Origin of the sequence: Pseudomonas sp. PvP028, assembly GCF_017832255.1 — a bacterium.
Lineage (GTDB): Bacteria > Pseudomonadota > Gammaproteobacteria > Pseudomonadales > Pseudomonadaceae > Aquipseudomonas > Aquipseudomonas syringae.
Window position 1 is genome coordinate 2,760,027 of sequence record NZ_JAFIBL010000001.1, and the last position, 12,611, is coordinate 2,772,637.

Here is a 12,611-nt window from a genome sequence, read left to right on the forward strand (position 1 = left end):
TAACCCCATCTTTTATGGAGGACGCATCGTGGCCCTGACTCAACACCCTGACTATTTTCACATTGGCGCGGACCGTGAATTGCAGCACGCTCTGCAGGCTTTCTGGAAACAGGATCAGGGGAGTACGACCACGGGTGCCGAACTGCGCACTTGGTTGATGGCGCGTTATCCGCAGCAGGTACCACACCTGAAGCGCGACCAGCGTTTTCAGCCCGATTGGGCGCCGCTGCTGGCGAGCGTCGGTGAAGCAGGCGAGCAAGGCCGCAAAACCGCGTTGATCGGTCCTCTGACACTGCTCTGGCTAAGTGACGTTCAGGGTGACGATGTAGATCGCCTCGACCTGCTGGAGCATCTGCTGCCGGTGTATGGCGAGATTTTCGGGCGGCTGGCAGCGCGCGGTGTCGAGTGGATTCAGATCGACGAACCGATTCTGGCGCTCGACCTGCCGCTGGCATGGAGCAACGCCTTCGAGCGTGCCTATCACATTCTCCAGTATTCGCCGTTGAAGAAGCTTATCGGCCTCTATCACGGTGACCTGCGGCCCAACCTGGGTGTCGCGGCCTTGCTGCCGGTTGCAGGGTTGCATCTGGACAGCGTGACCGAACCGGAGCTGCTGGCTCCGGTGTTTGATCGTCTGCCGGTTTACAAGGTTCTGTCCCTGGGCGAGTGCGATACGCATTCGAACTGGCATCAGGAATCGTTGCTCGAAGCGCGCGCCCGTTTTGGGGAAAACCTGATGGTGGCGGATCAGGTCGCTGCCTAACGCAAACCCCGATTAACGACCGCTCAGCGCCATTCATCAAACTGTCACGCAAGTGTGGCAGCGCGCTTGGAAAAACATCATCAGACTCGCGGCCTACTGGGGTTCTGTTTTTTGGTGTTTTTCATGCGGGTTTTAATTTTTCTGGCCGCGCTTCTGTGCGGCTTGCCGTCTTTTGCGGCCGATCGTTGTGATACCGATGTTCCTGTACAGATGGCTGACCTCAAGGACGTGCGGATTGCCTACCAGAGTATTGGTAGCGAGTCCGACCCTGCCTTGTTGTTGGTGATGGGGCTGGGTGGGCAGTTGATTCACTGGCCGGATGAGGTCGTGGTCGCGTTATGTCAGCAGGGTTATCGGGTGATTCGCTACGACAATCGCGATGTGGGTCTGTCGTCGTGGGTGCAACAGCCAGCGGATGCCAATCTGACGTTCGAAGTGCTGCGTTACAAACTTGGACTGCCTGTCTCGGCACCTTATTCGTTGACTGATATGGCCGACGATGCGCTGGGTCTGATGGATGCGTTGCAGATTCGTCAGTTCCACGTATTGGGCGCGAGCATGGGCGGCATGATCGCTCAGCATCTGGCTGATCTGGCGCCGTCGCGGGTCGAAAGCCTGACGCTGATCATGACCAGTTCCGGTGCGCAGGGTTTGCCTATGCCCAGTACCGCGCTCATGCAACTGTTGGCGCGTCGCGGCGCGCCCAATCGGGAAGTGGCGATCGAGCAGCAGGCCGATTTGCTAGCGGCGCTGGGCAGCCCGCAGGTCAAGGACGATCGCCAGCAGCTGCTGCATCAGGCGGCTGTTTCCTATGACCGGGCGTTCAATCCTGAGGGCGTGAAACGCCAGATCATGGCGATTCTGGCCGAGCCCAGCCGCGTGGAACTGCTGAACCGTCTGCGTCTGCCGGTACTGGTGGTTCACGGCACGGCTGACCCGCTGTTGCCGGTCATGCACGGTGTGCATGTGGCCGCGCACATTCAGGGCAGCCAGCTGCGCCTGATTCCGGGGCTGGCGCACCGTTTTCAGGAGGCCTTCAAGGCCCCGTTGCTCGGTGCAGTGCTGCCATATCTGAAAGCCCAGCATGAAGACGGTCGCAACCTGGCTCAGTTGTAAGCCGGCCCGGTTGTCAGGCATGGACAGAGGTGTATCGTGTGACCTTTGCTTCCAAACTGTGTAAAAACTACTACGCTTGGCAATACTGCGTTAAAAACAGGCGAAAAATGCTCATTTAGAACACCTAAACTCCGCTTTTTCGCCTGTTTTTGCCTTGTCTTGCCTTCGCTCGTGACGTTTTTACACACTCTGTACCGAAAAGGGCCGACATGACAACTGCATTGAAGATCGACTTCATCTCCGATGTTTCCTGCCCCTGGTGCGTCATTGGTCTGCGCGCGCTGGATCAGGCGCTGGAGGCATTGGGTGATGAGGTGCAAGCGCACATTCACTTTCAGCCTTTCGAGCTGAACCCGAACATGCCTGCCGAAGGGCAGGACATCAAAGAACACATCGCCGAAAAGTACGGCTCCACGCCGGAACAGATCGAAGGTATTCACCAGACCATTCGTGAACGCGGTGCTGAACTCGGCTTCACCTTTGCCAGCGGCGAGCGGCGTATCTACAACACGTTCGATGCCCATCGCCTGCTGCACTGGGCCGAGCAGCAAGGCAAGCAGCATGCGTTGAAGCAGGCGCTGTTCGAGGCGTATTTCAGCGACCTGAAAGACCCGTCCAGTCACCAGACTCTGGCAGATGTGGCGCAGAAGGTCGGCCTGGATCGTCTGCGTGCTCAGGCGATTCTGGATGGCGACGAGTACACCACTGAGGTTCGCGAGGCAGAGCAGCTCTGGACGTCTCGCGGTATCACCTCCGTGCCGACCATGGTCTTCAACGACCAGTACGCCGTCTCGGGCGGTCAGCCGGTCGAGGTATTCGTCAGCGCAATCCGCCAGATTGTCGGTGAATCGAAGTAACGTACTGTCTGTGCGGGATAGCACGCGGAGCATTCGCACGATAGGTGTCTTGCGGACGCCTATCGTTCCTCGCGCTCCAGCGTTGTCTGCGTCACAGATCAGCGCTACACCGCACCCTCAAGATCGGGCGCAGTGCTCAAAGCCCGTATTTCTTGACCTTGTCAAACAGCGTGGTCTTGGCCATGCCCAGTTCCTGGCTGGCCTGGCTGAGGTTGCCGCCGCTGCGTTGCAAGGCGTCGCCGAGCAATGAGCGCTCGAAGGCTTCGACTGCTTCGGCAAACCCAAGACTCTGGTTTTCACTGACCGTGCCTGACTGCTTGAATGCTGGCAGGCCCAAGGCAAAGCGTTCGGCCACGTTGCGCAGTTCGCGTACATTGCCCGGCCAGTCGTGGCTCATCAGGTTCGAGCTGGTTTGCCGATCCAGCACGGGCGGTTCGCGGTCGAAGCGTAACGACGACAACTGCAGGAAGTGTTCAAACAACTGCAGAATGTCTTCGCGGCGCTCACGCAAGGGTGGCAGTTCGAGCGTGACGACGTTCAGGCGGTAATACAGGTCGCTGCGGAACTGATTGGTCTTGCCCAAGGCATTCAAGTCGGACTTGGTCGCCGCAATGACCCGGCAATCCACGGCGACGCTCTGGTTGGAACCCAGCCGTTCGAGGGTTCGCTCCTGCAGGACGCGCAACAGCTTGATCTGCAGATTGACCGGCATGCTTTCCACTTCATCGAGAAACAGCGTGCCGTTGTGCGCGTGTTCGATCTTGCCGATGCGCCGCTTGCCCGCGCCGGTAAAGGCGTTGGCTTCGTGGCCGAAGATTTCCGACTCGAAAAGGCTTTCCGCCAGCCCGCCACAGTTGAGCGCCACGAACTGGCTGTCCTTGCGCCGACTGAAATCGTGCAGGCAGCGCGCGACCAGCTCCTTGCCCGTGCCGGTTTCGCCTTCTATCAATACGTTGGCGGAGGTGTCGGCGACGTTGGCAATCAACGCACGCAGGTTTTGCATGGCCGGGGAGCGGCCGATGATCCGGCCTTCCAGCGAATCGCGCTCGGCCAGCTGCTTGCGCAACGCCCACACTTCACGGGCCAGCCCGCGTTGTTCCAGTGCGCGCCGGGTGACGTCTACCAAGCGCTCGGGAGAAAAGGGTTTCTCCATGAAGTCGTAGGCGCCATCGCGCATTGCGTTGACGGCCATGGTGATGTCGCCATGGCCAGTGATCAGCACCACCGGCAGGCTGCTGTCACGTGCCTTGAGACGGCTCAGCAACTCCAGCCCGTCGATGCCCGGCAAGCGAATGTCACTGATGACGATACCGGCGAAGTTGTCACCGATGCGCTTCAAGGCCTCTTCAGCGTTGGAAACGCCCTCGCTGGCGATGTCTTCCAGCGCGAGGGCCTGCTGGCAGCCGAGCAATACATGCGGATCGTCTTCGACGATCAGGACGGTCAGGTCGCTGTTTATGCTCATGGATGTCGTCTCATGTCGGGCTGTCCGGGTGGCGGGCATCGGGGATGAACGGCAGGCTCAGGACAAACGTCGTACCGCCGTCCTGCGGATGCTCTGCGCTCAGGCTGCCCCCGGCTGCGGCGGCAAGGCTCGCCGACAGCGTCAGGCCCAGCCCCAGGCCTTGTTCGCCCGGTTTGGTGGTGAAGAAAGGTTCAAACAGATGCTTGCGCGCCTCGGCGTCGACGCCGTGCCCGTTATCACGTACCCGCAGACGGTATCGGCCGTCGACAACCGACCCGGTGAGCCATAATTCCGGTTGCGGCAGGTCGAACATGGCGTCCAGTGCGTTGCCGATCAGGTTGACCAGAATCTGTTCCAGGCGGGTCTGGTCGATGGTCAGCGTGGCGTCGACGAAGTCGCGATGCACTATCAGGCCGGACTGCTCCAGACGCACGCCCAGCAACTGCGCCGCCGCATCGACAGCCTTGCTCAGTTGCGCCTGGCCCTGATCGTCGCCGCGTCTGGCGAATGCGCGCAGGCTGGCGGTGATGCGGCCCATGCGGTCGACCAGATCATTGATGGTACGCAGGTTGGTACTCGCGGTGTCCAGCGCGCCTCGTTCCAGAAAGCGCACAGTGTTGCCGGACAAGGTGCGCAGTGCGGCCAGAGGCTGGTTCAGCTCATGCGCGATGCTGGTCGACATCTGGCCGATGGCTGCCAGCTTTCCGGCCTGTACCAGCTCGTCCTGGGCTCTGCGCAAAGTGTCTTCAGCCTGCCTTCGCTCACGAATCTGCGCCTTGAGGCGTTCGTTGCTGGCCCGCAGGTGTTCGGTGCGTTCGGCGATCTTGCGTTCCAGCTCGTTGTTGGCAGCCTGCAGCGCTTCCCTGGCAGCAAGCCGGGTCGAGATCACCTTGCGCCGCTCGTTCCAGGCGATCAGCAGAAAGGTCACCAGCGCGCAAGCCACGGCCACCAGCATGCCCTGATTGGCTGCTTCACGGCGCAGATCTTCCAGCGGGGTAAGCAGTGTCAGGTGCCAGGCGGTGTCACTCAGCGGGCGGCTCTGGGCCAGATAACTGACCTTTTTGTGTTCGCGGTCGACACTGATATTGGCGGGAAAAACCAGTGTTTCGACGCCCTCAGACAAGGTTTCCCGCTCCAGTGGCACCAGCTCGTTGAGCGGCCACCAGTAATATTGCAGGCTGCGAGCCAGACGCTCCTTGACCTCAGCCGTGAGCGGACGCACTGATTTCAGACGCCGGGCCGGATCGCTGGAGAGGATGATGATGCCATTCTCGTCGCTGACAAACGCCTCCAGCCGTGCTCGCTGCCAGCGTTCTTCAAGTGCTTCGAGGCGTACCTTGATCACCGCAACGCCGATGATGCGGCCTTTGTCTTCCAGCCCATGGGCCAGGTAATAGCCCGACTCACCTGTGGTGGTGCCGATGCCGTAAAAGCGCCCGGGCAAGCCGCGCACGGCGTCCTGAAAGTAGGCACGGAAAGACAGGTCTTCACCCTGATAACTGTCGGGATCACGCCAGTTGCTGGTGGCCAGCACGCGTCCGGTGGTGTCCATCACGTAAATGGCACGGCTGCGGCTGCGTCGATTCAGCCCTTCGAGGTAGCGGTTGACCTGCTGCTGAAGCTCGGGTCCCGGTTCGTTCAGCAACTGCGACACGCTGGATTCCAGCTCCAGCACGCTGGGCAGGTAGGTGTATTTGCTGATTTCGCTCTCCACCGTGCGCGCGTGCAGCTCGAGCTGGCGCTCGCCGGTTTCGCGCAGGCTCTTGATGCCGCTATGTTCACTGACCAGATAGGCGATATAGCCCAGCCCGATCATCAGCATGAGGATCAGCGGTGGCAGAAACAGTTGACGGATCAGGCGGGGTTTCACGGCGAGTGATGGCGGCGCGGCGCGATAAAGAGTGGGGTCGCATTTCATCACAGTCGTCCTGGACCGAACAGCTGCCCGCTGATAGGCGGACAGCCGTCAAGCTATTGCCTAGTGCTGAAGGATCTTGGCGAGGAATTGCTGGGCGCGTTCCGAGCGTGCGCTGACGTCACCGAAAAACTCTTCCTTGGCGCAGTCTTCGACGATCTGTCCCTTGTCCATGAAAATCACCCGGTTGGCGACTTTGCGGGCGAAACCCATCTCGTGGGTCACGCACATCATGGTCATGCCTTCCTGGGCCAGTTGCACCATCACATCGAGCACTTCATTGACCATTTCCGGGTCGAGTGCGGAAGTGGGCTCGTCGAACAGCATGACCACCGGGTCCATCGCCAGCGCGCGCGCGATGGCGACACGCTGTTGCTGCCCACCGGAAAGCTGCCCGGGATGCTTGTGCGCATGCTCGGAAAGACCGACGCGCTCAAGCAGCTTCAGACCCTTCTCGGTGGCTTCGGCCTTGCTGCGGCCCAGCACCTTGATCTGCGCGATGGTCAGGTTTTCGACAATGCTCAGGTGCGGGAACAGTTCGAAGTGCTGAAACACCATGCCGACCCGCGAGCGCAGCTTGGGCAGGTTGGTCTTCGAATCGGAGATTGATGTGCCGTCGACGACGATATCGCCTTTCTGAAACGGTTCCAGTGCGTTCACGCATTTGATCAGGGTCGACTTGCCGGAGCCGGACGGGCCGCACACCACAACTACTTCGCCCTTGCTGACCTCGGTGCTGCAATCGGTCAGTACCTGGAAGTCCCCATACCACTTGTTGACGTTTTTGATGGAAATCATACGGCAAACCTTTTTTGCAGACGCTTCACCAGCAGCGAGGCGGCAAAGCTGATCGTGAAATACACCAGACCGGCAATGATCAGGAACTCGTTGGCGCGCCCGATGATGTCGCCACTGGAGCGCGATGCGTTAAGAAAATCGACGAGGCCGACGGTGTACACCAGAGAGGTGTCCTGAAACAGAATGATGCTCTGTTGCAGCAGCAGTGGGGTCATCTTGCGAAACGCCTGGGGCAGGATGATCAGTCGCATCATCTGCGAGTAGTTCATGCCCAGCGCCTGCGCGGCGCCCATTTGTCCTTTGGAGATCGACTGCACGCCGGCACGGACGATTTCGCAGAAGTACGCGGCTTCGAACATCATGAAGGCCACGACGCAGGAGGCGAACGCGCCGATGGGCGTGTCTTCACCGGTAATCCAGCGCAGCACGAACGGCACGGCCAGATAGAACCAGGTGATCACCAGTAGCAGCGGGATCGAACGAAAGTAGTTCACGTAGGCACCGGCCACATTGGCCAGCAGCTTGTTCGATGACAGGCGCATCAGCGCCAGCAGCGTGCCAAGCACCAGGCCGCCGACGACACCCATCGCCATCAGCTTGAGGGTCATGACCATGCCGTTCCACAGGCCGGGAATGGCCGGAACGATTCCAGTGAAGTCCATTTATTTGCCCCCCAGTGAGATGAGTCCCGGTACGGCGACTTTCTTCTCGATCGCACGCATCAGCAGCATCAGGCTCATGTTCAGCGTGAAGTAGATGAGCGTCGCGAGGGTGAAGGCCTCGAACAGGTTGGCGGAGAACTCGGCGGTTTGTTTGGTCTGTGCGAGCAGCTCCATCAGGCCGATCAGTGACGCTACCGATGAGTTCTTGAACACGTTCAGGAATTCGGAGGTGAGCGGCGGAATAATGATCCGGTAAGCCTGCGGCAACAGCACGTTCCAGTAGATCTGTGGCAGCTTGAAGCCCATGGCGCGGGCGGCCGATTCCTGGCCCTTCGGCAGTGCTTCAATGCCGGTACGCACCTGTTCGCAGACCCGTGCAGCGGTGAACAGGCCAAGGCAGACCACGACGCTGAGGAACGCGGAGGTGGTCGGGTTCAGGTCTTGCTTGTACCACTCCTGCAGGTTTTCCGGCAGCAGGTCGGGCACCAGGAAGTACCAGATGAACAGCTGCACCAGCAGTGGCACGTTACGGAAGATTTCCACGTATACCGTGGCGATGCCCGACACCAGACGGTTTGGCACGGTGCGCATGACGCCCAGCACCGAACCCAGTATCAGGGCAATGATCCAGGCAATGACAGCAATGGCGATGGTCCAGCCCAGACCGGAGATGAACCAGTCCAGATAGGTCTCGCTGCCGACGCCGGTAGACTTGAAGAATACGCCCCAGTCCCAGTTGTAATTCATCAGGGTCTCCCCCTCTTTTTCTATTTATATCGAGATGCACGCACTGTCGGATGCCGAGAGTGAGGGGCCGGTCCCGAACAGTTTTTGCCTGCTCGGGATGCGATCAGTTCAGGCTGGCTGACCGGCTACTCAGGCTTTCTTGTCGTTAGCTTTGTCGTCAGCCGCTTTATCGTCAGCAGCTTTGTCGGTCGGGTTACCGATGAGCTTCTTGAACTCGTCGCTCATCTGGAAATTCAGGTTCAGACCTTTCGGAGGGACAGGAGACATGAACCATTTGCTGTAGATGTTGTTGATTTCGCCGGATTTGAAGGTGGCAACAATCGCGTCATCCACTGCCTTCTTGAACGGGGCATCGCCCTTGCGGACCATGCAGCCGTATATTTCGTAGGATTGTGCCGTGCCGGTCACTGCCCAGTCGTCCGGCTTCTTGGCCTTGGCCATTTCGCCTGCCAGCAGCGCGTCGTCCATCATGAAGGCGACTGCACGGCCGGACTCGAGCATCTGGAAGGATTCACCGTGGTCTTTGGCGGAGATCACGTTCATGCCCATCTGCTTGTCAGCGTTCATCGCCTTGAGGATGCGCTCGGAAGTGGTGCCAGCCGTGGTCACGACGTTCTTGCCTTTCAGGTCATCGAAGTCCTTGTAGCTGGAATCCTTTTTCGACAGCAGACGCGTGCCGACCTCAAAGATGCCGATGGAGAAATCAACCTGCTGCTGACGCTCGATATTGTTGGTGGTCGAGCCACATTCCACATCGACGGTGCCGTTCTGAACCAGCGGGATACGGGTCTGCGAAGTCACCAGGTTGTACTTGACCTTGAGGTCAGGCATGTCCAGGTCTTTCTTGATGGCTTCGACAATTTTCAGCTGGATATCGTGGGAGTAGCCCATCGGCACGCCAGAGGCATCAGCGATGTAGGAAAACGGGATAGAGGCGTCACGATGGCCCAGCGTGATGGTGCCGGATTCCTTGATCTTCTTCAGGGTGCCAGTGAGTTCGGCGGCGAAAACCGGCGTGCTGATCAGAGCGGCAGCGATGGCTGCGCCCAACAGGTGGGGAACGATGCGCATGGTTGAGTCCTTGATTTCATTTTTATTGATGGGGCCGTAATCAGATTCGGCCCGCTTCTTGGCGAATGCTTCAACGGCGTCCACATCCAGACACACGCCCTCGTCGAAACGCTCGGTTCAGAATGTAGAGCATGAGTCGTGCCAAGCAGTTTTAGTAATTCAAGCAACTGAATTTAAAAGGTTTTTTAAAGTTGGCTGTGGTGCCGCGGACCAAGGCGTCCGGGAAACCGAATAAGGCGGGGTAGACTGTTCGGGAAACCGAATGGAATGGGTTATGCGGGAGGAGGGGAGCAAGGAGAGAAGCCTGTTCACCTCGCAATGGGTGAACAGGTTGCGGGCGGATTATCAGGCCGCTTCGAAAGAGGCTTTATTGCGCACGACTGTTTCCAGGTAGCTGCTCACGGCGGCCTGTTCCTCAGGCGTCGTGAACAGGCCGAGCTTGGTGCGGCGCCACAGGATGTCTTCGATACTGGTGGCCCATTCCTGGTCGCACAGGTAATCGACTTCGCGGGTATACAGGCCTGCACCCAAATGCTGACCAAGGTCTTCCAGGCTTTGCGCGCCCTCCAGCAAGCGCCAGCTGCGGCTGCCGTAGGTAATCGACCAGCGCTTGGCAATAGGGTCTGGCAGCCAGCTGCAGCGACGAGTCATTTCTGTTGCCAGCGCTTCGGCGGTGGTCATGTCCTCGCCACCCGGCAGGGCAGCCTTGGCCGTCCAGCTCGGTTTCATCTGTTTGAAGAACGGTGCCAACTGCGCCATCGCCGACTCGGCCAGTTTGCGGTAGGTGGTCAGCTTGCCGCCAAACACCGACAGAATTGGCGCTTCGTCAGCGCCGCCTGACAAGGAAAGTGTGTAATCACGGGTAATGGCGGACGGATTATCGGACTCGTCATTGCACAACGGGCGCACGCCCGAGAACGTGTGGAGCACGTCTGCGCGACTCAACTGTTTCTTGAAGTGGTCGTTGGCCACTTTCAGCACGTAATCCATCTCGCCTTCGGTGATATCCACCTTGTTCGGATCACCCTGATACTCACGGTCGGTGGTGCCGACGATGGTGAAGTGCTCCAGGTACGGAATCGTGAACACGATGCGCTTGTCTTCGTTCTGCAGAATAAACGCGTGCTCACCTTCGTACAGTTTCGGCACGATCAGGTGGCTGCCTTGAATCAGGCGGATGCCGTAAGCCGAGTCGAGTTTCAGGTCTTCACGTATGAACTTGGCCACCCATGGGCCTGCCGCATTGACCAATGCCTTGGCATGGATCGAAAACAGGCTGCCGTCGCTGCGCTCCAGATGCAGATGCCACAGGCCCTTGATACGACGGGCGCTGACACAACGGGTTTGAGTATGAATGTGCGCACCGTTTTCACGAGCGGACATGGCGTTGAGCACGACCAGACGCGCGTCATCGACCCAGCAGTCGGAATATTCGAAACCGCGGGTGATGCTCGAGTTGAGCGAGCTGTCTGCACCGAAATGGATGGTTCGGGATGCTGGCAGTTTTTCGCGCTTGCCGAGGTTGTCATAAAGGAACATCCCGGCACGAATCATCCAGGCCGGACGCAGGTGCGGGCGATGAGGCAGCACAAAGCGCATTGGCTTGACGATGTGCGGTGCTTTGGCAAGCAGCACTTCACGTTCTGCCAAGGCTTCACGCACCAGGCGGAACTCGTAGTGCTCCAGATAGCGCAGGCCGCCATGAATCAGCTTGCTGCTGGCCGAGGACGTGTGGCTGGCCAGGTCGTCCTTTTCGCACAGAAAAACCGAAAGGCCGCGACCGGAGGCATCCGCTGCGATACCGACACCGTTGATGCCACCGCCAATAACGGCAATGTCGTAGACCTCTGAGAGGGGCGGGGTTGGCACATTGGTGTGGGGCATTGGTGGCCTCCTGGACAATTCGTGAGCAGTGCTCGAAAGGCGAATCTGAACATTAATGTTCACTTTCGAAAATAATAGCTCAATAAAATGACCCTTGCTAGCACGTATCGATTGAAAATACTGATGATGGAGTCAGTAAAAGAACAAATATGAACATTGTAGGGCGGGATTTTTTGCCGGGAGGATGGATGCACAGCCTGCACTGAATTGCTCTGACGCACAGATTTGCGCCACATCGCTGAAGCAGGAGGGGACGCAGAGCGTCCAGAACGGCATACCCACGCGGAGCATGGGCACGAGAGTGTTCTTCAGGACATCTATCGTTCCTCACGCTCCAGCGTGGCAATGCCTTGTGTGCCGCTCCGCGTCACAGATGCGTGCTGCGCCATACATACACAAGTCTTGTGGGAGCGAGCTTGCTCGCGAAGAGGCCGGTACAGACGCCAGAAAATAGGGCGCTCGATGCACCGTCTTCACGAGCACTGCGGACCGCCGCGCGAACACCGCCCGCGCCTGACAATCACACCACTTCCAGACGAATCTTGTGCTGATTCAGCAACTGCTGAAGGGCAGGGACGGGGGGCTGGTCGGTGACCAGGCAATCGATGAGGGTGATCGGCCCCAGGCGGACCATGGCGTTGCGTCCGAACTTGCTGGAATCAGCCGCCAGCAGCACTTTGCGAGCGTTGGCGATGATCGCCTGGGACACCCGCACTTCCTGGTAATCGAAGTCCAGCAGGCTGCCGTCTTCGTCGATGCCACTGATACCCACCAGGGCAAAGTCCACTTTGAACTGGGTGATAAAGTCGATGCTGCCCTGGCCCACAACGCCGCCGTCACGCCGCACATTGCCGCCTGCTATCAGCACCTCGAAATCATCCTTGGTGCTGAGGATCGACGCCACATGCAGGTTATTGGTGATGATCTTCAGGTTGTTGTGGTTGAGCAACGCACGTGCGATGGATTCGGTGGTGGTACCGATATTGATGAACAACGAGGCGTTGTCCGGGATCTGCGCGGCGATGGCCTCGGCGATCCGTTGTTTTTCGTCGCGCATCTGGTCCGCACGCATGGCGTAGGCGGTATTTTCGATGCTCGAGTCATAGGCTGCGCCGCCGTGGTAGCGGCGCAACAGGTTCATTTCCGCCAATTGATTGATATCACGGCGAATGGTTTGTGGGGTCACGACGAACAGCGTCGCCATCTCCTCGATGCTGACATAACCACGGTCACGGACCAGTTCGAGGATCTGTTGTTGGCGGGGAGGCAGGTTCATTGTTTTTCCTTGGGCGCCCTCTACAAATGGCGCCCATCATGCCGCAGGAAAGTGCAA

At 58.9% G+C, this 12,611-nt stretch carries 11 protein-coding genes; 3 read left to right on the forward strand and 8 right to left on the reverse strand.

Going from position 1 to position 12,611, the window contains the following annotated elements:
- Positions 1-28 precede the first annotated feature (28 nt).
- From JOE34_RS12305 to JOE34_RS12315, 3 genes are all read left to right on the forward strand, one after another.
- Positions 29-763: a 5-methyltetrahydropteroyltriglutamate--homocysteine methyltransferase gene (locus JOE34_RS12305; protein ID WP_198713324.1), complete on the forward strand. Its 735-nt coding sequence runs from the start codon at positions 29-31 to the stop codon at positions 761-763.
- A 123-nt stretch (positions 764-886) separates the two neighbouring features.
- Complete coding sequence (locus tag JOE34_RS12310; protein WP_004416438.1) at positions 887-1,879, forward strand: alpha/beta hydrolase; 993 nt, start codon at positions 887-889, stop codon at positions 1,877-1,879.
- Between the two features lie 209 nt (positions 1,880-2,088).
- Positions 2,089-2,736, forward strand: coding sequence for a DsbA family oxidoreductase (locus JOE34_RS12315; protein WP_004404250.1), 648 nt, complete (start codon positions 2,089-2,091; stop codon positions 2,734-2,736).
- 136 nt (positions 2,737-2,872) lie between these two features.
- Here JOE34_RS12315 and JOE34_RS12320 read toward each other — a convergent pair whose 3' ends face one another.
- The 8 genes from JOE34_RS12320 to JOE34_RS12355 all read right to left on the reverse strand — a co-directional run bounded on the left by JOE34_RS12320 (position 2,873) and on the right by JOE34_RS12355 (position 12,554).
- Positions 2,873-4,201, reverse strand: a complete 1,329-nt coding sequence (locus JOE34_RS12320) for a sigma-54 dependent transcriptional regulator (protein WP_003428833.1) — start codon at positions 4,199-4,201, stop codon at positions 2,873-2,875.
- 10 nt (positions 4,202-4,211) lie between these two features.
- Entirely contained in the window at positions 4,212-6,119 is a 1,908-nt protein-coding gene (locus tag JOE34_RS12325; protein ID WP_024649156.1) for an ATP-binding protein, read from the reverse strand.
- A 60-nt stretch (positions 6,120-6,179) separates the two neighbouring features.
- Positions 6,180-6,914 carry an amino acid ABC transporter ATP-binding protein gene (locus JOE34_RS12330; RefSeq protein WP_003363626.1) on the reverse strand — a complete coding sequence of 245 codons (735 nt, stop codon included), beginning with the start codon at positions 6,912-6,914 and terminating at the stop codon, positions 6,180-6,182.
- Complete coding sequence (locus JOE34_RS12335; RefSeq protein ID WP_002554865.1) at positions 6,911-7,576, reverse strand: ABC transporter permease subunit; 666 nt, start codon at positions 7,574-7,576, stop codon at positions 6,911-6,913. The genes JOE34_RS12330 and JOE34_RS12335 overlap by 4 nt, the downstream gene beginning before the upstream one ends.
- Positions 7,577-8,323, reverse strand: coding sequence for an amino acid ABC transporter permease (locus JOE34_RS12340; RefSeq protein WP_003418523.1), 747 nt, complete (start codon positions 8,321-8,323; stop codon positions 7,577-7,579).
- A 129-nt stretch (positions 8,324-8,452) separates the two neighbouring features.
- Positions 8,453-9,394: a glutamate/aspartate ABC transporter substrate-binding protein gene (locus JOE34_RS12345; protein WP_032660870.1), complete on the reverse strand. Its 942-nt coding sequence runs from the start codon at positions 9,392-9,394 to the stop codon at positions 8,453-8,455.
- 345 nt (positions 9,395-9,739) lie between these two features.
- The gene (gene glpD, locus JOE34_RS12350; protein WP_209995828.1) at positions 9,740-11,278 is read right to left on the reverse strand and encodes a glycerol-3-phosphate dehydrogenase; all 1,539 of its coding nucleotides are present in this window, start codon (positions 11,276-11,278) and stop codon (positions 9,740-9,742) included.
- Between the two features lie 520 nt (positions 11,279-11,798).
- Positions 11,799-12,554, reverse strand: coding sequence for a DeoR/GlpR family transcriptional regulator (locus JOE34_RS12355; protein WP_003363617.1), 756 nt, complete (start codon positions 12,552-12,554; stop codon positions 11,799-11,801).
- Positions 12,555-12,611 lie beyond the last annotated feature (57 nt).